Below are 24,379 nucleotides of genomic sequence, written 5' to 3'. Positions count from 1 at the left end.
CGGTGTCTTTGATTTATCTGGGCTGCGGGCAATTCAAACAAACGTTTGTATTGGACCCATGCAGTGGTGTAGATATAATGCGTGCCATTAAAAGACGGGTGGTGCCCAACACCTCCTGTGTCGGCCTGCAGCGACTCATAAAGCAGCGCCCATAAAAATACCGTGAGCCTTGAAAGTAGGAGATAGCCTGTGGAACGCGAATACATGGAATTCGACGTCGTCATCGTCGGAGCCGGCCCTTCCGGGCTTTCTGCCGCTTGCCGCCTTAAACAGAAGGCCACTGAAGCCGGGCAGGAAATCAGCGTCTGCGTGGTGGAAAAAGGCTCCGAAGTCGGCGCACACATTCTGTCCGGTGCCGTGTTTGAACCGCGCGCACTGAACGAGCTGTTTCCAAACTGGCAGGAATTGGGCGCTCCGCTCAATACACCCGTCAAGCGTGATGACATCTACGTCCTGCGCGACGCCGAAAAGGCGCAGAAAATTCCGGACTTTTTCGTCCCCAAAACCATGCACAACCAGGGCAACTACATCATATCCCTGGGCAATCTGTGCCGCTGGCTCGCCCAGCAGGCTGAAAACCTTGGTGTGGAAATCTACCCGGGCTTTGCCGCTCAGGAAGCACTGTTCGACGAAAACGGCGTGGTGCGCGGTATCGTCACCGGCGATCTGGGTGTCGACCGCGAAGGCAACCCCAAGGAAGGCCTGTACACCCCCGGCATGGAACTGCGCGCCAAGTACACGCTGTTCGCCGAAGGCTGCCGCGGTCACATCGGCAAGCAATTGCTCAAGCGCTTCAATCTCGATGACGAAGCCGATGTACAGCATTACGCCATCGGCCTGAAGGAAATCTGGGAAGTCGACCCGGCGAAGCATGAACAGGGCCTGGTGGTGCACACCGCAGGCTGGCCGCTGGACGATGCCAATCCGGGCGGCTCGTTCCTGTACCACCTGGAGAACAATCAGGTGGTAGTCGGCCTGATCGTCGACCTGTCATACAGCAACCCGTACCTGTCGCCGTTCGACGAATTCCAGCGCTACAAGCACCACCCGGTCATCAAGCAGTACCTTGAAGGCGGCAAACGCATCAGCTACGGCGCACGCGCCATTGCCAAGGGCGGCCTGAACTCGCTGCCGAAGATGGTATTCCCTGGCGGCGCGTTGATCGGTTGCGACCTGGGCACCCTGAACTTCGCCAAGATCAAGGGCAGCCACACGGCAATGAAGTCCGGCATGCTCGCAGCCGATTCGGTGGCAGATGCCCTGTTCGCCGGCAAGGAAGGCGGCGACGTGCTGACCTCCTACGTCGATGCCTTCAAGGCCAGCTGGCTGCATGCAGAGCTGTTCGCCAGCCGCAACTTTGGCGTGGCGATCCACAAATACGGCGCTATCAAGGGTGGTGCCTTCAACTTCATCGATCAGAACATTTTCGGTGGCAAGCTGCCGTTCACGCTGCACGACACCACGCCGGACTACGCCTGCCTCAAGCTGGCAGCGGACTCAAAGAAAATCGATTACCCGAAACCCGACGGCAAGCTCAGCTTCGACAAGCTCAGTTCGGTATTCCTCTCCAGCACCAACCATGAAGAGGAACAACCCTGCCACCTGAAGCTGACCGATCCGAGCATCCCGATCAGCAAGAACCTGCCGCTGTACGACGAACCGGCACAGCGCTATTGCCCGGCTGGCGTGTATGAAGTCATCACTAAAGAAGATGGCGAAAAGCGCTTTCAGATCAACGCGCAGAACTGCGTGCACTGCAAGACCTGCGACATCAAGGACCCTTCGCAGAACATTATCTGGGTTGCACCGGAAGGCGCTGGCGGGCCGACATACCCGAACATGTAAGGCGGCGGCAAGCTACAGGCCCTGATCTTGCCGCTTGTAGCTTGCCGCTAAACCCTACAGCCCTCTTCTCCCGGACTGCGTTCAAAGTAGCGCTTGTATTCACGGCTGAACTGCGACGCACTCTGATAGCCCACCCTGAGCGCGACCTGCGACACATTCAGCCCGTCGGCCACCAGCAATTGCTGGGCCTTGAGCAGGCGCAGACGTTTGAGGTACTGCACCGGTGACAACAGGGTGCTGCGTTTGAAGTGCTCGTGAAAGGTCGAGGTACTCATGTTTGCGCAACTGGCCAGCGTGTCGACGTTAAGCGCGTGATCATAGTGCTCATGCAGATAGGTTACCGCCGAGGCAATCCGTGCGAATTGCCCCTGCTGTTCGACCAGCGCACGCAATACCCCTGATTGCGGTCCACGCAGCGCGCTGTACAGCACCTCGCGAATCCTTGATTGCCCCATCGCCTGACACTCCAGCGAATCGTGCAGACAACGCAGCAGGCGTTCGACGCTGTCACGCATCGCAGAGTCGATACGTACCGAGGTCATCGACTCCGGAGTCTGCATCTGGCTTTCCTGGCCGCTGGCCGGGCCCATCGCTTGCACCAACTCGCCAAGCAGCACGCGGTCGATGGCTACCGACACGCCATACAGCGGCTTGTCCGGGGTGGCGAAGGTCTCACATTTGAACGGCACAGAAAGCGCCTGAATCAGGTAATGCCCGGTGCCATACTCAAACGTACGCGGCCCCAGGCAGGCGACCTTGCTGCCTTGCACGACAATCATCAGGCTCGGCTCGTAAATCTGCGGGCTGCTGGCGACATAGCCGAACGCCGAAAGCACACGAACCTCGGGCAAATGCGTCGCCACAAAGCCGGGACGCACTGCCAGCGGCTGGATCAAGGAGACAAGCGTGGCATTGCCATCAATAACAACAGGTAACGTCATGGGAACAGCCTGACAGAGAAACAGACAGCTCTATCATCGCAGATTTGCGCTTCATAGCCGACCCTGAAACGCCAGGTCGGAGGAATAGGCATGAAACACGTAGGATTCACCATAGCCGTGCGGGACGCATATCAGGACAATTGACCGCCTCTATTCCGTAACACCTTGCGAGGTCAAACATGTACACAGCTATCGGTTATGCCGCACAGTCCGCTACCGCCCCCCTCGCCCCGATGACCTTCGAACGTCGCGCTCCGCGTGCCGACGACGTTGCCATCGAAATCCTCTACTGCGGCGTCTGCCACTCCGACATTCACCAGGCGCGCAACGAATGGGGCATCGCCGTCTACCCGCTGATGCCTGGCCATGAAATTGTCGGTCGCGTGACCGCCACTGGTGCCAACGCCAGCAAATACAAGGTCGGCGATCTGGTCGGTGTTGGCTGCATGGTCGACTCGTGCCGCGAGTGCTCGGCCTGTAAATCGGATCTCGAGCAGTATTGCCTGGAAGGTCCGACCATGACCTACGCCACGCCTGACCGCGTGGACGGCAGCAACACCATGGGTGGCTACTCCAACAGCATCGTGGTCGCCGAGCATTTCGTTGTGCGCATTCCAGAGAAACTCGACCCGGCCGCTGCTGCGCCAATCCTTTGCGCAGGCATCACCACTTATTCGCCGCTCAAGCACTACGGTGTAAAGGCTGGCGACAAGGTCGGCATTCTGGGCATGGGTGGTCTGGGCCACATGGGCATCAAGTTCGCCAAGGCAATGGGCGCTGAAGTGACCCTGTTCACCCGCTCCGCAGCCAAGGCTCAGGAAGCACGTCGTCAGGGTGCAGATCATGTGATCGTTTCCACCGACGCTGAACAGATGAAAGCCGCTGCCGGTCATTTCGACTTCCTGCTCGACACCATTCCGGTCCAGCATGACCTGAACCCCTACCTGGAAACGCTGCGTTTTGACGGCGTGCACATTCTGGTCGGTCTGATCGAGCCGGTCGAGCCGCCAGTCCATGCAGCCCACCTGGTGATGAGCCGTCGCGTATTGGCCGGATCGCTGATCGGCGGCATCGCAGAAACTCAGGAAGTACTGGATTTCTGCGCCGAGAACGACATCACCTGCGACATCGAAATGCTCGATATCCGCAACATCAACGAAGCCTACGAGCGCATGCTGGCCGGTGACGTGAAATACCGCTTCGTGATCGACATGGCCACGCTGCAGGCCTGATTCACTGCGAATCAGCCGCCGAGATCGGCCGAGAGTTCCGCTGCTATCTGCTTGATCAGCGGAACCAGCTCGGCCATCTTCTCCAGCGGCATGTAGGGCACGGTACTGGCGACACTGATGCCGGCAACAATCTGTTTGCTGGCATCACGTACCGGCGCTGCAACGCAACGGATCGACGGTTCGTTGTCCTCCAGATCGAACGCATACCCTCCCTGCACGTATTCTTCCCTTCGCGCCTGCAACTGCTCCCAGGTTTGCTGCTCATGAGCAGGCCATAGCGGATTCCTGCCACTGCTCGGCATGCTAGCGTCATACAAGCGCTGCCACTCCGGCAACCCGCTGCCCAGCAGCAACGCCTTGCCGATACCGGTTCGCACCAGCGGCATGCGATGCCCGACCCGCGAGCGCATTTCCGGGCCATTGCGACCAGGGTTCTTGTGCAGATAAAGCACGTCGTCCCCTTCCCGCACCGCCAGATGCACCGTATCGCCCGTCAGCTCCGACAGCCGATCCAGATATGGCCGGGCGAGAATTGCCAGTGGCACTTCTTCGCGCGCCTGAAACCCCAGCTCGATAAGTTTCGGCCCGAGCAGATAACCCACTTGAGGCACCACCCGAAGGTAGCGCTCTTCGACCAGGCAACTGGCCAGACGGTGAGTGGTGCTGCGCGTGGTACCGATCAGCCGGGCGATTTCCTTCAGGTCCCGTGCACCACCGGCCACCGCCTGCACCACGCCAAGCCCGCGCAGCAGAGTCTGGGTCCCTGTCGGCGCCGGTTCTTTGCCGGTAATTTTTTCAGGGATGATCGAATCGTTGTGCATGACAGGCCATTTTCATAAAAGGGGCGGATCGAAAAGCTGACGGCATTATCGCCGCCAGCATCCAGATACGTCGACATCAGAGCTCGATACGCTCTACTTTGCCTACCAGCAGGATGTAAGACAGCGCGCCCAGCAATGCCAGTACCGAAATGTAAGTGATGGCCGGCGCAAACGAGTCACCCGTTGCCAGAAAGCCGATCACGATCGGCGTGGCGATGGCGGCGAGGTTGCCGATGAAGTTGAACGTGCCGCCAGTCAGGCCCAGCAAGCGCGCCGGGGCCAGGGTCGATACCAGCGACCAGGTGATCGACGCCAGACCGTTGCCGAAGAATGCCAGCGCCAGAAAGGTGATGACCAACGGGGTGGAGTCAACGAAGTTGGCACCGATGATCGAGGTCGAGATCAGCAGCCCGGCAATGATTGGCAACTTGCGCGCAAAGCCTACGCTATGCCCGCGACGGATCAGCCAGTCGGAAAAGAACCCCGAACACAGCACGCCGACAAACGCCGCGAGAAACGGCAACGACGCCAGCAGCCCGGACTTGATGAAATCCATGCCGCGATATTTCACCAAATAGGTCGGGAACCAGGTCAGGAAGAACCATAGCGTGGAGTTCAGGCAGAACTGCCCCAGATAGATCCCCCACAGCTTGCGCTTACTCAACACAATACCCAGGTCCAGCCAGCTGAAACCCTGCTTCTGCTTTTCGACATCCTTCTGGATGTCTACCAGACCGCCGCCCTCTTTGATCAGGTCGATTTCCTGCTGATTGACGCCTTTGAAGTCACGCGGCTCGCGATACACCGTGTACCAGATCAGCGCCCACAACACGCCGACGCCACCGGTAGCGACAAATACCATGTGCCAGCCGTAGTGCGCCTGCAACCAGGCCAGCACCGGGGTCAGAAACGCCAGGCCGACGAACTGCCCCGAGGTATAGACGCCAATGGCAGTGGCCCGCTCGCGCTCGGGAAACCAGGTGGTCACGACACGGCTGTTGATCGGATAGGCAGGTGCTTCCAGCGCACCGACCGCCATGCGCAGTACGAACAGCGCAATAAAGCTGGCGGCAAAACCAAGCATGATGGTCGCGATGGACCACAGCAGCAGCGCCGCGGTGTAATGGATACGCGGCGGCACACGGTCCACCAGCCAGCCACCAGGTAATTGCATGGCGGCATAGGTCCAGCCGAACGCGGAGAAGATCAGCCCGATGTGAACCGTATCAAGCCCCAGCTCGGCGGTCAGCGCCGGAGCGGCAATCGACAGGTTGCTGCGGTCCAGGTAGTTGATCACCACCGTAATGAACAGCAGCACCATGATGAAGAAACGTTTGCGGGACGGCGTCACCAGGGATGCCGCACCCTCAAGAGTTCGAGTGCGCATGGAATGTAGCCTCTTGTTGGATTTATTGAGGTCTGTGTTTCGATTGGCGAGCTCTCGTTCCCACGCTCCCGCGCTCAGTGCTATACAAATCCGCTTTTGATTCTGGCTGAAGGCCGTGGGAGCGAACTTGTTCGCGAAAGGGCCAGTGCATTCCCCAAAAACGCATCGGCTGAACTACCTTCTTCGCGAACAGGTTCGCTCCCACGCCCTCCGGGCAGAAGCCCGATCTACGGGCTTCTCAGGACTTATGTATAACGCTGAGTGCAGAGCGTGGGAGCGATGGTTACGGGGATTTACTGTGCTCTACCACTCGGCAAAACTGCCATCGGCATGGCGCCAGATCGGGTTGCGCCAGCGGTGGCCGATGGCCGCGCGTTCGATGACATATTCTTCGTTGATCTCGATGCCCAGGCCCGGCCCGTTGGGGATCTTGACCATGCCTTTGTCGTAATCGAAGACTTCCGGGTGCTTCACGTAATCGAGCAGGTCGTTGCTTTCGTTGTAGTGAATGCCCAGGCTCTGTTCCTGAATGAAGGCGTTGTAACAAACCGCATCCAGTTGCAGGCACGCCGCCAGCGCGATAGGTCCGAGCGGACAGTGCAGCGCCAGCGCGACGTCGTAGGCTTCGGCCATGTTGGCGATCTTGCGGGTTTCGGTGATGCCACCGGCGTGGGACGCATCAGGCTGGATAATGTCGACATAACCTTCGCTCAACACGCGCTTGAAGTCCCAGCGTGAGAACAGCCGTTCACCCAGGGCAATCGGCGTGCTGGTCAACGGTGCCAGTTCCTTCAGTGCTTCATAATTCTCGCTGAGCACCGGCTCTTCGATGAACATCAGCTTGTAGGCGTCCAGCTCCTTCATCAGCACCTTGGCCATGGGCTTGTGCACCCGGCCATGGAAGTCCACACCGATACCGACATTCGGCCCGACCGCATCGCGCACGGCCGCAACGTTGGCCAGCGCCAGGTCGACCTTGTCGAAGGTATCGAGAAATTGCAGCTCTTCGGTGCCGTTCATTTTCACCGCAGTAAAACCACGTCCGACCGCTTCTTTCGCAGCCCGCGCCGTGTCGGCAGGACGATCACCACCGATCCACGAATAGACACGAATCTTGTCACGCACCTGACCACCGAGCAGGTCACTGACGGAAACGCCCAGAGCCTTGCCCTTGATGTCCCACAACGCCTGATCGATGCCTGCCAGAGCGCTCATGTGGATCGCCCCACCCCGGTAGAAGCCGCCGCGGTACAGCACCGTCCAGATGTCTTCGATGTTGCGCGGGTCCTTGCCGATCAGGTAATCGGAGAGTTCTTCCACAGCAGCGGCCACGGTGTGCGCGCGGCCTTCGACCACTGGCTCGCCCCAGCCGACAACGCCCTCGTCGGTCTCGACCTTGAGGAAGCACCAGCGCGGCGGAACGATGAACGTGGTGAGTTTGGTGATTTTCATGGGTGCGGTTTCTCTTGTTGATTCTCTTATTGGATAACGACTACCGGAGCCGGTCAGTCTGCAAGCGCTGCGCTGTGCTGCTTCCAGGCAGCCACATAGGCTTGGGCGCGCTCAGTAACGTCGGCGACGCTCATGCCTGGCTTGAACAGCCCGGAGCCCAGGCCGAAGCCTTTCACACCTGCGTCAAGGAACACCTTCATGTTGTCCGGCGAGATCCCCCCGACCGGCAGCAGAATCGTGCCCTTGGGCAATACCGCCAGCCACGCCTTGACCACCGCGGGCGACATCTGCTCGGCAGGAAACAGCTTCAGCACATCAGCCCCTTCGGCCAGCGCGGCAAAGGCTTCGGTCGGCGTCGCCACGCCCGGTGAGAGGAACAGCCCGGCAGCCTTGGCTGCACGCAACACCTTGGCGTCGCTGTGCGGCATGACAATCACCTGCCCTCCGGCATCCTTGACCTGAGTCACCTGCTCCGGGGTCAGCACCGTTCCCGCACCGATCAGGCAATCGGCTGGCAGTTGCTGGCGCAACAAACGGATGCTGTCGAACGGCTGTGGAGAGTTGAGCGGCACCTCGATGACTCGAAACCCGGCCTCGTACAACACATCGCCAATCGCAGGCGCTTCCTCGGGACGCAGGCCGCGCAGGATTGCGACCAGACCGTTTTCCTTCAATGCTTGCTTGAGCATGTCAAACCTCTCGAATGTGTTGGGACGAGCGGCGCGCGATCAGACCGGCTTGAACGGCGACCTGCCAGAGGCCGCGCTCGGTCGCCTGCTCGGCCAATGTCACCCCGGGAAAGCCACAAACGGCCAGCCCGCGTGCATAGCGCGTGCACAGCGAATCGCTGCCGATGAGGATCACCGCAGGCAATTGTTCGTGGTTGTGCAGATGCAGCCTGGCGATGGCGCCCAGTTCATGGCCAATCAACAGGCCGGAAAGATAGTCAGGTTGCGCACTGGCAGCCAATTGCCCGGTCAGGCCGAGCGTTCGCGTGCTGAAAATCGTCGACAGCGGCCCCGCAGAGCCCGCGTCGGACAGGGCAATCGACAAGCCGCGGTCAAACGCCTGCTCGTCGAACGCCTCCGAAGGCTGCATGGTGCGTCCCAGAATAGTGTGCGCGCAGAGCGCGGCGTAGACCTCGCCGGTCATGAAGGTGTCGAAGTGAACAATGCGACCCCGTTCTACCTGCACCCATTTGGAGTGGCTGCCGGGCAGACCGATCAGCAGCTGCTGGCTGCTCTGCCCGGCGTCCAGGCCGGCCAGCACACCCAGCACCTGGGTTTCTTCGCCACGCATGACGTTGGGCAGGGTCGAGCGTTGCAGGACGCCGGGGATGATGTGCACCGTCACGCCGCGCACGCTGCGCACCGTCTGCAGCGCTGCGCTCAGCTCATTGACGCTGGCCGGCGTTTCCCGGTAAGCCGCCTCGCGCCAGCCCTGTGCGCTGCCGACCATGCCACAGGCAATCACCGGCAGGTCCGGTTGGGCATCGAGCCAGTCGCCGCACGCCTGGTCAAAGGCCAGTTCGAAACCGTCACTGCAGAACTGCCCCGCGATCAGCCGCGGCGTGGTCGGCAACTGCATGATGCCCGCGCTCAATGCGCGCTGTTCCAGTACCTGGCCATGTTCGCCAAGTCGATAAGCACGAAGTGAGGTTGTCCCCCAATCGAGCGCGATCAATTGCGCCTGCATTGCGTCACCTGTTGTTTTTTTGGAAGTGAGTGCAGGACGACTATAAACCCGTTGTTACATTTATCTCAATATGTAAATTTCAATCCCATATATAGGGAAAAAAGACAGTCAATCAAAAGTATCAGGCACTAAAAAACCCGCCTTCCTCTCGGAAAGCGGGTTTGCTGTAAAACCGAGCCTCAACGCTCCAGCAGGATTCTCAGCATGCGACGCAGCGGCTCCGCAGCGCCCCACAACAGCTGGTCACCCACGGTAAAAGCGCCCAGGTACTGCGAACCCATGTTCAGTTTGCGCAAACGCCCCACGGGAATGCTCATGGTCCCGGTCACCGCCGTCGGGCTCAGCTCATGCATGCTGGCTTCGCGATTGTTCGGCACCAGCTTGACCCACGGGTTGTGCTGGCTGATCAACCCTTCGATGTCCGCAATCGGCACATCCTTGTTGAGCTTGATGGTCAGCGCCTGACTGTGGCAGCGCATGGCGCCGATGCGCACGCAGATGCCGTCCACCGGGATCGGGCTCTTGAAGCGACCGAGGATCTTGTTGGTCTCGGCCTGGCCTTTCCACTCTTCGCGGCTCTGGCCGTTTGGCAGCGCCTTGTCGATCCACGGGATCAGGCTGCCCGCCAGTGGCACACCGAAGTTCTCGGTAGGGAATGACTCGCTGCGCATGGCTTCAGCCACCTTGCGGTCGATATCCAGAATGGCGCTGGCCGGGTTGGCCAGATCATCGGCCACCGAGGCATGCACCGCGCCCATCTGCCTGATCAGCTCGCGCATGTTCTGCGCGCCGGCTCCGGAGGCCGCCTGATAGGTCATGACGTTCATCCACTCGACCAGCCCGGCGTCGAACAGACCGCCCAGGCCCATCAGCATCAGGCTGACCGTGCAGTTGCCGCCGATATAGTTTTTGGTGCCCGCGTCCAGTTGCTGGTCGATGACCTTGCGGTTCACAGGGTCGAGCACGATAACGGCGTCATCCTGCATGCGCAGACTGGAGGCGGCATCGATCCAGTAACCCTGCCAGCCGGCTTCGCGCAGCTTGGGGAACACCTCATTGGTGTAGTCGCCACCCTGACAGGTCAGCACTACGTCCAGGGTTTTCAGCTCGTCGATGCTGTAGGCGTCTTTCAGTGGCGCAACATCCTTGCCCACCGAAGGCGCCTGGCCACCGACATTGGAAGTAGTGAAAAACACCGGCTCAATGAGATCGAAGTCCTGCTCTTCCCGCATCCGCTGCATGAGCACGGAACCGACCATGCCGCGCCAACCGATCAGACCTACACGTTTCATCGCAACTACACCTTGAATAAAAGTGGGACCACCGCTCTGCGCATGCACAGCAGGCGGCGGGCCAGAGAGATTACAGATTCCGCAGCGCGGCGACTACTGCATCGCCCATTTCCTGCGCACCAACTTTGACTTTGCCTTCCGACCAGATGTCGCCGGTGCGAATACCCTGATCCAGTACCACGCTGACCGCCTTCTCGATGGCGTCAGCCGCGTCGGTCAGGTTGAAGCTGTAACGCAGCATCATCGACACCGACAGAATGGTCGCCAGCGGGTTGGCAATGCCTTTGCCGGCGATGTCCGGCGCCGAACCATGACAAGGCTCGTACATGCCCTTGTTAGCGGTGTCCAGCGAAGCCGACGGCAGCATGCCGATGGAACCGGTGAGCATCGACGCCTGATCGGACAGAATGTCGCCGAACAGGTTGTCGGTCACGATTACATCGAACTGCTTGGGCGCACGAACCAGCTGCATGGCGGCGTTATCGACATACATGTGGCTGAGTTCGACTTCAGGGTAATCCTTGGCCACCTGCTCGACGATTTCGCGCCACAGCTGGCTGGACGCTAGCACGTTGGCCTTGTCTACCGAGCAGAGCTTTTTGCCACGCACCATGGCCATGTCGAAACCGACCTTGGCGATGCGGCGGATCTCGCTTTCGCTGTACGGCAGCGTGTCGTAGGCCTGACGCTCGCCATTATCCAATACGCGAGTGCCGCGTGGCGCGCCGAAGTAGATGCCACCGGTCAGTTCGCGGACGATCAGGATGTCCAGACCGGCAACGATTTCCGGCTTGAGGCTCGACGCATCCGCCAGTTGCGGGTAAAGGATCGCCGGACGCAGGTTACCGAACAGGCCCAGTTGCGAACGAATTTTCAGCAGACCGCGTTCAGGACGAATGTCGCGCTCGATGGTGTCCCATTTCGGGCCGCCGACTGCGCCCAGCAGTACGGCATGGGCCGCACGGGCGCGATCCAGGGTCTCGTCTGCCAGCGGCACGCCGTGTTTGTCGATGGCTGCGCCGCCGATCACGTCGTGGGTCAATTCAAAGCCCAGCTGATACTTTTCGTTGGCCAGTTCCAGCACCTTGACCGCTTCGGTCATGATTTCCGGACCAATACCATCACCTGGGAGAATCAGAATCTGCTTGCTCATAACATCCTCGATTTTGTGCATCGGCGTCGTGAACAACGCCTGTTTATAACGCTCGCAGCGGCGAAAAATTTATCACCTGTCTTAAACACTTTTGCCAGCAAGGCGCAGGGCCCCTTGCTGGCAAACAGACAGGTTGCGATGAATCAATCAGTCGCGGAACAGCCACGGCTGACTGGCGCGATGCCTGCTTTCGAAACTGGCAATGGCGTCAGCGTCCATCAGCGTCAGGCCGATGTCGTCCAGGCCGTTGAGCAGGCAATGTTTGCGGAACGCATCGATTTCAAAGCTCAGCACCTTGCCGTCGGGACGGGTCACGGTCTGCGCCTGCAGATCAATGCTCAACTGGTAGCCGGGGCTGGCCTCGACCTGCTTGAACAGCTCGTCCACCTCGGATTCAGACAGAATGATCGGCAACAGGCCGTTCTTGAAGCTGTTGTTGAAGAAAATGTCCGCGTAGCTCGGCGCAATAATCGCGCAGAAACCATACTCTTCCAGTGCCCACGGCGCATGCTCGCGACTGGAGCCACAACCGAAGTTTTCCCGGGCCAGCAGTACGCTTGCACCCTGGTAACGCTCATGGTTGAGCACGAAGTCATGGTTCAGCGGACGCTTGGAGTTGTCCTGATATGGCTGGCCCACGTCCAGATAACGCCACTCATCGAACAGGTTCGGGCCAAAACCCGTACGCTTGATCGACTTGAGAAACTGCTTGGGGATGATCTGGTCGGTGTCGACATTGGCACGATCCAGAGGAGCAACCAGGCCATTGTGTTGGGTAAAGGCTTTCATGCTGGATTCCTCAGAGCTGGATCAAGTCGCGAACGTCAATGAAACGGCCATTGACCGCCGCCGCGGCAGCCATCGCAGGGCTTACCAGATGCGTGCGGCCGCCAGCGCCCTGACGGCCTTCGAAGTTGCGGTTGGACGTGGATGCGCAATGCTCGCCGGAACCCAAGCGGTCCGGGTTCATCGCCAGGCACATCGAGCAGCCCGGCTCACGCCATTCAAAACCGGCTTCGATGAACACTTTGTCCAGCCCTTCCTTCTCGGCTTGTTCCTTGATCAGGCCCGAACCCGGCACCACGATGGCCTGCTTGATGGTCGCAGCCACCTTGCGGCCCTTGGCGACGTCGGCAGCCGCGCGCAGGTCTTCGATCCGCGAGTTGGTGCAGGAACCGATGAATACCCGGTCCAGCTGGATATCGGTGATCGGCTGATTGGCTTTCAGGCCCATGTACTTCAAGGCGCGCTCGATGGAGCCACGCTTGACCAGAGCCGGCTCTTGCGCAGGGTCCGGCACGTTCTGATCGACGGCAAGCACCATTTCCGGCGAAGTGCCCCAGCTGACCTGTGGCTTGATCTGCGCAGCGTCCAGCCTGACCACGGTGTCGAATACAGCATCAGCGTCGGAAACCAGATCCTTCCAGGCCTCGACTGCCAGGTCCCATTCCGCACCTTTAGGAGCAAACGGACGACCCTTGACGTACTCGACGGTCTTCTCGTCGGTGGCAACCATGCCGACCCGGGCACCGGCTTCGATGGACATGTTGCAGATAGTCATGCGGCCTTCGATCGACAGGTCGCGAATCGCGCTGCCAGCGAACTCGATGGCGTAACCGTTACCTCCTGCCGTACCGATCTTGCCGATCACGGCCAGCACGATGTCCTTTGCTGTCACACCGAACGGCAGTTGCCCTTCGACCGAGACCAGCATGTTTTTCATTTTCTTGGCAACCAGGCACTGAGTCGCGAGCACGTGCTCGACCTCGGAAGTGCCGATACCGTGCGCCAGCGCACCAAATGCGCCGTGGGTCGAGGTGTGCGAGTCACCGCAGACCACGCTCATGCCTGGCAGGGTTGCGCCCTGCTCCGGGCCGATCACGTGAACGATGCCCTGACGCGGATCGTTCATCTTGAATTCGGTAATGCCGTACTCGTCGCAGTTGTCATCGAGGGTCTGCACCTGCAGCCGCGACACCTGATCTTCAATGGCGTCGATCCCCCCCTTGCGTTCCGATGTGGTCGGCACGTTATGGTCAGGCGTGGCGATGATCGAGTCGATCCGCCATGGCTTGCGCTTTGCCAGCCGCAGGCCTTCAAATGCTTGCGGCGAGGTCACTTCGTGGATGATATGGCGGTCAATGTAGATCAGCGCCGACCCGTCGTCGCGCTGCTTGACCAAATGCGAATCCCAGAGCTTGTCGTAGAGCGTTTTCCCGGCCATCGGACGTACTTCCTCATCAGCTTGTTTCTATGCCTTGGGCAATCGTGACGATGACCCCTTGGCTTGTGCGGTCATCCTATGGAATATGCTTAAATAACTCAAATCCATAATTTTCATACTTTGGATAACCAAATGGAATCCGACCATGGATCTCGCCAACCTTAATGCTTTTATTGCCATCGCCGAGACCGGCAGCTTTTCCGGGGCAGGCGAACGCCTCTACCTGACTCAACCGGCCATCAGCAAGCGCATTGCCGGTCTGGAGCAACAATTGAATGTGCGCCTGTTCGACCGCCTGGGTCGGGAAGTCAGCCTCACCGAGGCCGGACGCGCCCTGCTGCCACGTGCCTATCAGATTCTGAACGTTCTGGATGACACTCGCCGCGCGCTGACCAACCTGACCGGCGAAGTCACCGGGCGGCTGACTCTGGCGACCAGTCACCATATTGGCCTGCATCGCCTGCCCCCGGTATTACGGGCGTTTACCCGGACCTATCCAAAGGTCGCACTGGACATTCAGTTCCTGGACTCGGAAATTGCCTATGAGGAAATTCTTCACGGGCGCGCCGAACTGGCAGTCATTACACTCGCACCCGAACCGCATACGCTGATCCGCGCCGTGCCCGTGTGGGACGACCCGCTGGACTTCGTCGCGGCACCGGAACATCCGCTGGCCAACAGCGGCCCCATGAAACTGGAGGATGTCGTGCGCTATCCGGCAGTATTTCCGGGCGGTAACACGTTTACCCATCACATTGTCAGCGGCTTGTGCGAAGCCCAGGGCCTCAAGCCCAACATCGCGATGAGCACCAATTATATGGAGACCATCAAGATGATGGTCTCCATCGGCCTTGCCTGGAGCGTTCTGCCACGCACCATGCTCGATGAACAAGTGGCGCGCATTCCATTACCGGGCGTGCAACTCAATCGCCAGCTAGGCTACATCCTGCATACCGAACGCACGCTATCGAATGCAGCAAGAGCATTCATGAAACTGCTCGATGCGCAGACATAGTGGGTAGACCATGCTGCAAACCGCAGACTGATCGCTCTATCGGTTCTTTCGATTAAAGGCTCGTGATCACATGTCCAACCCACCGGATAACTCCGTGCTGAAAGCCCCTGCACAGGCAGCCGCCCCAAGTCTGCCGCTGACAGGCGCGGAGCGCGTCCTCCAGCAAACCCGGGACCGTCTGGAACTGGCGCTGGAACTGGCGCAGATGGGCACCTGGGATCTGGACATCACCGGCAACCGGCTGCAAGCCTCGGCGCGTGCGTCTGCGCTGCACGGCATGGCGGCACTGCCTTCGACGAGGATGGCCGGCAGTTCTTCGGCAGCCTGCCCGCTGAAGAGCGACGGCGCATGCGCGCAGTTTATGCGGCGGCACTGGAAAACCGGCAGGATTGCCTGCAGGTGACCTACCGTTTCCAGTTGCAAAACGGCACATCGCGCCTGCTTGAAAGCCGTGCACGAATCTATCGCAATGAACATGGCCAGGCCGTGAAGCTGTCCGGAACCGTGCTGGACATCACTCAACAGTGCGTCCAGTCAGCGCTGGAGGCCAGCAAGGAGAAGTTTGCCAAGGCATTTCACTCAAGCCCGGACTCGATCACCATCACTGAAATCGAGTCAGGCCGCTATGTAGAGGTCAATGACGGCTTCTGTCGCCTGACCGGCTTCAGCGCTCAGGAAGTCCTGGGGCGCACAGCCCACGAAATCGGTATCTGGTCCGACACCGTGCAGCGCGAATACATGATTGACGAACTACGCCAGAAAGGCCGCGTGCATCATCGGGAAATGAATGGTCAGGACAAGCACGGCGCGCCCCTGGTGCTGGACATCTCGGTCGAGTTCATCACCCTGAACAATACCGCCTGCCTGCTGATGAACGCCCGAGACATCGGCCAGCTGAAAACCGCCCAGGCACAGGTTCAGCATCTGGCTTATCACGACCCGCTCACCGGGCTGCCCAACCGCGCGCTGTTGATGGACCGCCTCAGCCAGCAAGTCTCGCTGCTCCAGCACCAGAACCTGCGCGGTGCCCTGCTGTTTCTCGACCTGGACCATTTCAAGCACATCAATGACTCACTTGGCCACCCGGTGGGCGACAGCGTGCTGAGCATCATCGCCGCGCGCCTGGAGGCCAGCGTACGTCAGGAGGACACAGTGGCCCGCCTGGGCGGTGACGAGTTCGTGGTGCTGATCTGCGGGCTGGACGGCACCCGTGATGAAGTCACTCAGCAGGTCCGCGTGCTGGCCGACAACCTTCGCGAGCTGCTGGCCGAACCGATGTTCCTCGACGGTCATCGCCTGCAGGTTACGCCGAGCATCGGCATCGTTCTGATTCCGGACGATGGCCTGGCCCCTGCCGATTTGCTCAAACGGGCCGATATTGCGCTGTATCGCGCCAAGGATTCCGGACGCAATGCGTCACAGTTTTTCCATGTATCCATGCAGCAGGCCGTCAGCCAGCGCCTGCGTCTTGAAAACGACTTGCGACTGGCGCTGACCCGCAACGAATTCCAGCTGCACTTCCAGGCCCAGATCGATTGCCGGGACCAGTACATTACCGGTGCAGAGGCACTGCTGCGCTGGGAGCACCCTGAATACGGGTTGCTGTCACCTGATCAGTTTGTCCAGATACTTGAAGAAAGCGGGATGATTCTGGAGGTCGGCAGCCATATTCTGGACGAGGCCTGCAAAACCGGAGGCCTGCTTTTAAAGCAGGGGCTGATCTCGAAAAACAAATTCCTGATGGGCGTCAATATAAGTCCGCGTCAGTTCCGCCAGAACGACTTTATCGAGCGCGTGCAACACAGCCTCAAGCAGCATCAATTACCTGCCTCCATGCTCAAGCTGGAAATCACTGAAGGCATCGTCATCCAGAACCTTGACGACACCATCCTCAAAATGCTCAGCCTGAAGGAATTGGGCGTGAGTTTTGCGATGGATGACTTCGGCACCGGCTATTCCTCACTGACTTACCTCAAGCGCTTGCCGGTGGATACGCTGAAGATTGACCAGTCCTTCGTTCAGGACGCCACCAGCGACCCCAACGACGCAGAAATCATCCGCGCCATCGTGGCCATGGCTCAGAGCCTGAACCTTAACGTCATCGCTGAAGGCGTCGAAACGCCGGAGCAACTGGCGTTCCTGGAAAGAGTGGGCTGTTACAACTATCAAGGCTACCTGTTCAGCGAACCACTGCCGGGTCCGCAGTTCGAGAACCTGCTGCTAAAACAGCAGTTTCAGGAAACTGCGTCTCTGGAGTGAAGACAGAAAAGGCGCCCGAAGGCGCCTCTTCTATAGAACAACTGATTAGCTGCCCAGTACTTTCTGGGTATTGAGCGGAATGCGCTTTGGTTTTGCCTCTTCCGGCACGTTGCGCACCAGGTCGATGCTCAACAGACCGTGAGACAGGTCGGCACCCTTGACCTCGATATTGTCGGCCAGCCTGAACGACAGCTTGAATTCACGCCGGGCAATACCCTGATGCAGATAGGTCACGTTGTCGGCTTCCTGCTCGCGCTTGTTGCCGATCACGGTCAATACGCCCTTCTCGACCTGTAGCTCAAGGTCCTGCTCTTGCATGCCTGCCGCAGCGATCACGATCCGGTAATGATCATCGGTATGCCGCTCCACGTTGTAGGGAGGGTAGCCGCTGGTTGTCTCATTTCGTGCCGCCGACTCGAACAGGTCGTTGAAGCGGTCGAAACCCACTGAGTTGCGAAACAGTGGAGCCAGAGAAAATGCAGTAGCCATAACAATTCTCCTGTTTATCAGCGAGTGGTGTACGCGACCCGTTTTCGGCATCGCTTGATCAGCAAAATAGGGATACCCATTCACTTTTCAAGAGACTTTTTTCAGGTTTTTTTCGACCGTTCGTCGGGGTTAGCTTTCGGGTAAGCATCCAGGCAGACAGCCCAGCATCACGCCGATGCGATCACAGTCGGTTTCGCGGCGTAGCGCATTGAACATCAGGGTCGCCTCAGGGTAGCTCTTGGTCAGTAGCACCAACCATTGCTTGAGACGACCCGGCGCCTGAATGAGCGTCATCTTGATCAGACAGGCCTGCCAGAAAGCGCGCAGCATGGGCTGCAACTCATCCCAGGTCATCGGCACGACCTCTTCACCCTTCTGTGCCGCAGCTATCTGCCGGGCCAGATCAGGGCGCGCCACCAGCCCGCGACCAATCATGATGTCGCGTGCGCCGCATATTTCCCGGCAACGACGCCAATCGTCAACGGTCCAGATTTCACCGTTGGCCACCACGGGGACCTTCACCACCTCCTGAATGCGTGCAATCCACTCCCAGTGCGCGGGCGGCTTGTAACCGTCGACCTTGGTGCGTGCGTGAACGACTATTTGCTCTGCTCCGCCGTCGGCCAACGCCCGCGCGCAATCCAGCGCGCCATCGGTGTTTTCGTAACCCAGACGCATCTTGGCTGTTACAGGAATATGTCTGGGCACGGCACGGCGTACCTGGCTGACGATCGAGTGCAGCAGTTCCGGCTCTTTGAGCAGGATTGCGCCACCACGGGAGCGATTGACAGTCTTGGCCGGACAACCGAAGTTCAGGTCCAATACCGGTGCGCCCAACTCACAGGCGAACGCGGCGTTCTCGGCCAGACACACTGGGTCGGAGCCCAACAGCTGGAGCCGCAAAGGCGTACCTGCGTCGGTCTTCGCGCCTTTGTGGAATTCCGAAGCGTATTTGTAAAAGTAGGGCGCAGGCATCAAACGCTCGGACACCCGGATGAATTCGGTCACGCACCAGTCGATACCACCTACTTTCGTCAGGGCATCGCGCAGGATGTCGTCGACCAACCCCTCCATGGGCGCCAGAGCAATTTGCATGGGTCACACTCGAAAAAAAGTCCGGCAGTTTACTGCCCGGCGTGCGGATTGGGAACGGTGCCGTCAGGGATGGCTGCGCCATAGCCCTCGATGAACTCGGCGGGCATGCGCTTGGGCCGACCGCTGGACAGTTCGATGCAGACAAAGGTGGTTTGCGCGCGCAGCAACGTCAGGTTGTCGGCGGGTCGCTTGAGCTGAAAGCAACGGGTCATTTTCAGGCGGCGATCCCAATCGACGATCCAGGTCGCCAGTTGCAGTTCATCGTTCTCATAGGCACTGGCCAGGTAGTCGATCTCGTGTCTGACCACCGCCATGGCCCGGTCCAGACGCCGGTACTCGGTCAGGTCCAGGCCCAGATACTGCGAATGCCGCCAGGCGCAGCGCTCCAGCCAGGAGACGTACACGGCATTATTGGCGTGCCCCAGCCCGTCGATGTCTTCAGCGCCGACGTTCAGATCAATGACGAAAGGCGTTGCCCGATCCCAGACCATGCGTGCTCCTGCTTGAGTGAATGTGATAAGCGGGAGTGTAGCGAAGTCAGGATAGTGGCGCGTCTGCTTTTGATTCTGGCCGAAGGCCGTGGGAGCGAACTTGTTCGCGAAAGGACCTGTACATTCCTCACGCTCCAGCGCTCAGTGTTATACACACGCCTGAATAAGCCCGGATAAAAGAGCTGAAACCGCAATTGCAGGCTGAACACATACCTGTGGGAATAAATAGAGGCAGGAAGGGCGATTTTTCAAACCCTGAAAAAACAAAAGGGCCATTCAATAATCGAATGACCCTTGGTCCCGCAGAGCGGGAAATCGTGGCGTCCCCTAGGGGACTCGAACCCCTGTTACCGCCGTGAAAGGGCGGTGTCCTAGGCCACTAGACGAAGGGGACAAAACCTTCTTATAAAACAAACGGTCGCTGGATCCGCTTGTTTCACATCGTTTCAGAGCAGTGTAGCAGCGCTCTGAAACGCTAAATTTGGTGGAGCTTAGCGGGATCGAACCGCTGACCTCCTGCATGCCATGCAGGCGCTCTCCCAGCTGAGCTAAAGCCCCACATCAGTGGACGGGGCGCATATTAAGCGTGAGTGACAGAGCTGTCAAATTTATTTTTTACATTTTCCAAACTTTTTTGTCGGTAATACAACCACTTACCTTTAAACCCCCGGAAAACCGGGGGCGTCTGACAGGAACAGGGAACGCCTCAGGCGATGGAGCCCAGCAGCTTTTCCCATTCCTTGTTTTCTTTCTTCGAAACACCACCCAACAAATCCAGGGCCTGACGCAGGCGGAAGCGGGTCAGGTCCGGACCGAGGATCTCCATCGCATCGGTCACCGAGACCGAGTTGGCCTGGCCGGTAATCGCCGCAAACATCAGGGGCATGGCGTCACGCAGCTTGAGCTCGAGGTGCTCGACGACGGCCTGGATGCAGCCCATGATCCGGTCCTTCTCCCACTGACGCAGCGACTCCAGCTTCCACAGAATCAACTGCATCACCTGACGGACCTGCTCCGGGGACAGCTTCTTGTGCTCGAACAGCTTCACATCGGGCGTAACGCCACCGGCGAAGAAGAAACCGGCCAGCGGAGCGACCTGACTGAAGGTCTCTACCCTGCCCTGCACGTGCGGTGCGATCTTCATCATGTAGTCGGGGTTCAGTGCCCACGTTTTCAACCGGCTGGCAAACTCCTCGACCGGCAGATCACGCAACCACTGACCATTGAGCCAGGACAGTTTTTCGATATCGAAGATCGGCCCGCCCAGCGAGACACGCGACAGGTCGAAATTGTCGACCATTTCCTGCAACGAGAACTTCTCGCGCTCGTCCGGCATCGACCAGCCCATGCGGCCCAGGTAGTTGAGCATGGCTTCAGGCATGAAGCCCATGCGCTCGTAGAAGGTCACCGAGGTCGGGTTCTTGCGCTTGGACAGCTTGCTCTTGTCCGGGTTACGCAGCAGCGGCATGTAGCACAGCTGTGGCTTGTCCCAGCCAAAGTACTCGTAAAGCAGGATCAGTTTGGGTGCCGATGGCAGCCATTCTTCGCCGCGCAGTACGTGGGTGATGCCCATCAGGTGGTCATCGACCACGTTGGCGAGAAAGTAGGTCGGCAGACCGTCGGTCTTCATCAGGACCTGCATATCCATGCGGTCCCACGGGATTTCGACTTCGCCGCGCAGCATGTCCGGCACGACGCAGACGCCTTCGGTCGGCACTTTCATGCGAATCACGTGGGGCTCGCCAGCGTCCAGACGGCGTTGCACTTCTTCCTTGGAGAGCAGCAAGGCGCGACCGTCATAGCGCGGGGTTTCACCCTTGGCCTGTTGCTCGGCGCGCATCTCGTCCAGCTCTTCGGCGGTGCAGAAACACGGGAAGGCGTGACCCAGCTCGACCAGTTGCTGCGCGTATTTCTGGTAGATATCGCCCCGCTCGCTTTGACGATACGGGCCGTGTGGACCACCGACATCCGGCCCTTCGCTCCATTCGATACCCAGCCAGCGCAGTGCGTCGAAGATCTGCTGTTCGGACTCGCGGGTCGAGCGCAGTTGATCGGTGTCTTCAATGCGCAGAATGAACTCGCCGCCATGCTGTTTGGCAAAGCAGTAGTTGAACAGCGCAATGTAGGCCGTGCCGACGTGAGGGTCGCCCGTGGGCGATGGCGCGATGCGGGTACGAACGGTGGTCATGGAAAATCCCGAAATAGGTCAATCAAGCGCGGAATGTTAACAGGCTGGGGGCATGCGGCTCCAGCGTGAAAGGTAATCGCCGGAACACCTATCGTTCCGCACGCTCCGCGTGGGAATGCAGTTCGTGACGCTCCGCGTCACACAGCGGTTCTGCGATGTCAGTTGGGTCGGGGTTCGGCTCAGGCCACCTTTGCGCCCTTACGGCGCCCTACTTTGAGGGACCAAAGTAGGCAAAGTCCCCGCTCCTGTTTCCGGCCCGACTTCGTCGGGTTCCTTCGCCCTGTCACTGATCCGTGGGTCGCCGCAACGGGCCATCCATGGCCCGGTGCGGCTAGCCTGGCGTCCTGCCAGGCTACCCCCCGGATCAGCGCCAGGACTCAGCCGTCACTAAGGTCGCAATTTGCGTCGTCTGTGCCATCGCGGTTGAAAAGCACTGCGTTGGCAACGGCTACGCGTAAAGCGTGGATGTTGTGCTGTAGCATAGATAGGGCGCAAAGCGTCACTAACAAAGTGCCAGAGCATTGGCACTGTGGTCAGTTGCGTATCCAGCACACAAATCAAACCGCCAGCAACCGCTCCCGCAACTTGCCGATCTCGTCGCGCATCTGCGCGGCGGCTTCGAACTCCAGGTCGCGGGCCAACTGGTACATTTTTTCTTCCAGTTGACGAATGCGCTTGTTGATCTCGCTCGGCGAGCGCAGTTCGTTTTCGTAGCGAGCGTTTTCTTCGGCGGCCTTGGCCATGCCCTTGCGCTTCTTGCTGCGCGAGCCGGGTACCGTGGCACCTTCCATGATGTCTGCAACGTCCTTGAACACGCCTTTTGGGGTAATGCCGTGCTCAAGGTTAAAGGCGAGCTGTTTATCGCGGCGCCGTTCGGTTTCGCCAATGGCGCGCTCCATGGAACCAGTGATGCGATCGGCGTACAGGATCGCCCGGCCATTGAGGTTACGCGCAGCCCGACCGATGGTCTGAATCAGCGAACGGTCGGAACGCAGGAAACCTTCCTTGTCGGCATCGAGAATCGCAACCAGCGACACTTCCGGCATGTCCAGGCCCTCGCGCAGCAGGTTGATCCCCACCAACACATCGAAGGTACCCAGACGCAGGTCGCGGATGATCTCGACACGTTCAACTGTATCGATGTCCGAGTGCAGGTAACGCACTCGCACCCCGTGGTCGCTGAGGTAATCGGTCAAATCCTCTGACATGCGCTTGGTCAGCGTGGTGACCAGCACCCGCTCTTCCAGCGCCGTACGTTTGTGGATTTCCGACAACAGGTCGTCGACCTGGGTCAGCGCCGGGCGAATCTCGATCTGTGGGTCCACCAGACCAGTCGGGCGTACTACCTGCTCGACGACACGTCCCGCGTGTTCCGCTTCATAGTTGCCCGGCGTCGCCGAGACAAAAATGGTCTGCGGGCTGATCGCTTCCCACTCGTCAAAGCGCATGGGCCGGTTATCCAGCGCCGATGGCAAACGAAACCCGTACTCAACCAGGGTTTCCTTGCGTGAGCGGTCGCCTTTGTACATCGCGCCGACCTGCGGCACGCTGACGTGAGACTCGTCGATCACCAGCAAGGCATCGGCAGGCAGGTAGTCGAACAGGGTCGGAGGCGGCGCACCGGACGGACGGCCCGACAGGTAGCGCGAGTAGTTTTCGATACCGTTGCAGTAGCCCAGCTCCAGCATCATCTCCAAATCGAAGCGGGTCCGTTGCTCCAGACGCTGGGCTTCCACGAGCTTGTTCTGAGTGCGCAGGTATTCAAGACGCTCCTGCAACTCGACCTTGATCCCTTCCATTGCCTCGATCAGCGTCTCGCGCGGGGTAACGTAATGGCTCTTGGGGTAGAACGTGAAGCGCGGCAGCTTGCGGATCACCTCACCGGTCAGCGGATCGAACGCCGACAGGCTTTCGACCTCATCATCGAACAGCTCGACGCGGATCGCCTCCAGATCGGATTCGGCCGGGTAGATGTCGATGACATCGCCACGCACCCTGAACGTCGCACGGGCGAAGTCCATGTCGTTGCGGGTGTATTGCAGGTCGGCCAGTCGTCGCAACAGGGCGCGCTGGTCCAGTTTGTCGCCACGGTCGATGTGCATGACCATGCGCAGATAGGTTTCCGGGCTGCCCAGGCCGTAGATGCACGACACCGTGGTGACGATGATCGCGTCCTTACGCTCCAGCAGCGCCTTGGTTGCAGACAGGCGCATCTGCTCGATGTGGTCGTTGATCGACGCATCCTTCTCGATGAAGGTGTCAGACGATGGCACATAGGCCTCGGGCTGGTAGTAGTCGTAATAGGAAACGAAATATTCCACGGCGTTGTTCGGGAAGAACGCCTTGAATTCGCCATACAACTGCGCGGCCAGGGTCTTGTTCGGTGCCAGGACCAGCGTCGGGCGCTTCACCTGAGAGATCACGTTGGCGATGCTGAACGTCTTGCCCGAGCCGGTCACCCCCAGCAAGGTCTGGTGCGCGAGCCCTGCGTCGATCCCTTCGACCAGTTGGCGAATGGCCTCGGGCTGATCGCCGGCTGGCTCAAAACGGGTAACGAGCTGGAACTCGGACATATCCTACCTCTTGGTTCATACGCGACTTGATTCGTACGCGACGGGATCGCGCAAAGGGCTCGCCTCACCTGAATGGACTGACAGGCCATGACGAAATCATCGCCAACGCCCGGTCCCGCCGGGAAAAGGCGTGCGATGTCTTGAAATGATGCTTACTAGATGGAGCCATATGCTGGCCTTTCAAGTCACGCACTTAAAGCATTGAGGCTCGAACGGGACGAACGTTC

Annotated in this window: 18 protein-coding genes, 2 tRNA genes and 1 pseudogene; 4 read left to right on the top strand and 17 right to left on the bottom strand. The window is 59.3% G+C overall.

Annotated features, from left to right (window positions below; translation table 11 throughout):
- Nucleotides 1-189: 189 nt before the first annotated feature.
- Nucleotides 190-1,845 (top strand): electron transfer flavoprotein-ubiquinone oxidoreductase, encoded by a 1,656-nt coding sequence (locus AC4ANK_RS10765; protein WP_460382976.1) that lies wholly within the window; start codon nt 190-192, stop codon nt 1,843-1,845.
- Nucleotides 1,846-1,892: 47 nt separating this feature from the next.
- On the opposite strand, the gene AC4ANK_RS10760 is transcribed toward AC4ANK_RS10765, so the two are convergent.
- Nucleotides 1,893-2,786, bottom strand: a complete 894-nt coding sequence (locus AC4ANK_RS10760; RefSeq protein ID WP_002552964.1) for an AraC family transcriptional regulator — start codon at nt 2,784-2,786, stop codon at nt 1,893-1,895.
- Nucleotides 2,787-2,965: 179 nt separating this feature from the next.
- On the opposite strand from AC4ANK_RS10760, the gene AC4ANK_RS10755 reads away from it, so the two are divergent.
- Nucleotides 2,966-4,018, top strand: a complete 1,053-nt coding sequence (locus AC4ANK_RS10755) for an NAD(P)-dependent alcohol dehydrogenase (RefSeq protein WP_031594913.1) — start codon at nt 2,966-2,968, stop codon at nt 4,016-4,018.
- A gap of 11 nt (nt 4,019-4,029) precedes the next feature.
- Here AC4ANK_RS10755 and AC4ANK_RS10750 read toward each other — a convergent pair whose 3' ends face one another.
- The 9 genes from AC4ANK_RS10750 to leuC form a co-directional block, all read right to left on the bottom strand.
- Nucleotides 4,030-4,839, bottom strand: coding sequence for an IclR family transcriptional regulator (locus AC4ANK_RS10750; RefSeq protein ID WP_031594914.1), 810 nt, complete (start codon nt 4,837-4,839; stop codon nt 4,030-4,032).
- A 76-nt stretch (nt 4,840-4,915) separates the two neighbouring features.
- A complete protein-coding gene (locus tag AC4ANK_RS10745) occupies nt 4,916-6,226 on the bottom strand; it encodes an MFS transporter (protein ID WP_460382979.1) in 1,311 nt (436 codons plus the stop codon).
- A 303-nt stretch (nt 6,227-6,529) separates the two neighbouring features.
- Nucleotides 6,530-7,708 (bottom strand): galactonate dehydratase, encoded by a 1,179-nt coding sequence (dgoD, locus tag AC4ANK_RS10740; protein WP_255872618.1) that lies wholly within the window; start codon nt 7,706-7,708, stop codon nt 6,530-6,532.
- A gap of 23 nt (nt 7,709-7,731) precedes the next feature.
- The gene (locus AC4ANK_RS10735; protein ID WP_002552959.1) at nt 7,732-8,367 is read right to left on the bottom strand and encodes a 2-dehydro-3-deoxy-6-phosphogalactonate aldolase; all 636 of its coding nucleotides are present in this window, start codon (nt 8,365-8,367) and stop codon (nt 7,732-7,734) included.
- Between the two features lies 1 nt (nt 8,368).
- Nucleotides 8,369-9,373 carry a 2-dehydro-3-deoxygalactonokinase gene (locus AC4ANK_RS10730; RefSeq protein ID WP_002552958.1) on the bottom strand — a complete coding sequence of 335 codons (1,005 nt, stop codon included), beginning with the start codon at nt 9,371-9,373 and terminating at the stop codon, nt 8,369-8,371.
- 179 nt (nt 9,374-9,552) lie between these two features.
- Entirely contained in the window at nt 9,553-10,665 is a 1,113-nt protein-coding gene (asd, locus tag AC4ANK_RS10725) for an aspartate-semialdehyde dehydrogenase (RefSeq protein WP_002552957.1), read from the bottom strand.
- 70 nt (nt 10,666-10,735) lie between these two features.
- On the bottom strand, nt 10,736-11,818 hold the full coding sequence (gene leuB / locus AC4ANK_RS10720) for a 3-isopropylmalate dehydrogenase (protein WP_002552956.1): 1,083 nt from the start codon (nt 11,816-11,818) through the stop codon (nt 10,736-10,738).
- 147 nt (nt 11,819-11,965) lie between these two features.
- Nucleotides 11,966-12,607: a 3-isopropylmalate dehydratase small subunit gene (gene leuD, locus AC4ANK_RS10715; RefSeq protein ID WP_031594915.1), complete on the bottom strand. Its 642-nt coding sequence runs from the start codon at nt 12,605-12,607 to the stop codon at nt 11,966-11,968.
- Nucleotides 12,608-12,617: 10 nt separating this feature from the next.
- Nucleotides 12,618-14,042, bottom strand: a complete 1,425-nt coding sequence (leuC, locus tag AC4ANK_RS10710) for a 3-isopropylmalate dehydratase large subunit (protein ID WP_460382983.1) — start codon at nt 14,040-14,042, stop codon at nt 12,618-12,620.
- Nucleotides 14,043-14,187: 145 nt separating this feature from the next.
- Between leuC and AC4ANK_RS10705 the strand changes: the two genes are divergently transcribed.
- Both AC4ANK_RS10705 and AC4ANK_RS10700 read left to right on the top strand, forming a co-directional pair.
- Nucleotides 14,188-15,057, top strand: a complete 870-nt coding sequence (locus tag AC4ANK_RS10705; RefSeq protein WP_002552953.1) for a LysR family transcriptional regulator — start codon at nt 14,188-14,190, stop codon at nt 15,055-15,057.
- A 70-nt stretch (nt 15,058-15,127) separates the two neighbouring features.
- Nucleotides 15,128-17,316, top strand: a pseudogene (locus tag AC4ANK_RS10700) (putative bifunctional diguanylate cyclase/phosphodiesterase).
- 45 nt (nt 17,317-17,361) lie between these two features.
- On the opposite strand, the gene AC4ANK_RS10695 reads toward AC4ANK_RS10700, so the two are convergent.
- The 7 genes from AC4ANK_RS10695 to uvrB form a co-directional block, all read right to left on the bottom strand.
- Nucleotides 17,362-17,805: an Hsp20 family protein gene (locus tag AC4ANK_RS10695; protein WP_002552950.1), complete on the bottom strand. Its 444-nt coding sequence runs from the start codon at nt 17,803-17,805 to the stop codon at nt 17,362-17,364.
- A gap of 129 nt (nt 17,806-17,934) precedes the next feature.
- Nucleotides 17,935-18,900 carry a tRNA dihydrouridine synthase gene (locus tag AC4ANK_RS10690; RefSeq protein ID WP_002552949.1) on the bottom strand — a complete coding sequence of 322 codons (966 nt, stop codon included), beginning with the start codon at nt 18,898-18,900 and terminating at the stop codon, nt 17,935-17,937.
- 29 nt (nt 18,901-18,929) lie between these two features.
- On the bottom strand, nt 18,930-19,391 hold the full coding sequence (locus AC4ANK_RS10685; protein ID WP_004658990.1) for an acyl-CoA thioesterase: 462 nt from the start codon (nt 19,389-19,391) through the stop codon (nt 18,930-18,932).
- A gap of 318 nt (nt 19,392-19,709) precedes the next feature.
- A tRNA-Glu gene (locus tag AC4ANK_RS10680) sits at nt 19,710-19,785 on the bottom strand.
- Between the two features lie 88 nt (nt 19,786-19,873).
- Nucleotides 19,874-19,949, bottom strand: a tRNA-Ala gene (locus AC4ANK_RS10675).
- 148 nt (nt 19,950-20,097) lie between these two features.
- Nucleotides 20,098-21,579, bottom strand: coding sequence for a glutamate--tRNA ligase (gene gltX / locus AC4ANK_RS10670; RefSeq protein WP_005734390.1), 1,482 nt, complete (start codon nt 21,577-21,579; stop codon nt 20,098-20,100).
- A 557-nt stretch (nt 21,580-22,136) separates the two neighbouring features.
- The gene (uvrB, locus tag AC4ANK_RS10665; RefSeq protein WP_002552947.1) at nt 22,137-24,152 is read right to left on the bottom strand and encodes an excinuclease ABC subunit UvrB; all 2,016 of its coding nucleotides are present in this window, start codon (nt 24,150-24,152) and stop codon (nt 22,137-22,139) included.
- Nucleotides 24,153-24,379 lie beyond the last annotated feature (227 nt).

The sequence above is a fragment of the Pseudomonas sp. Pmew2 genome, from assembly GCF_058129885.1.
This window is presented reverse-complemented; position numbering and strand designations above follow the sequence as displayed.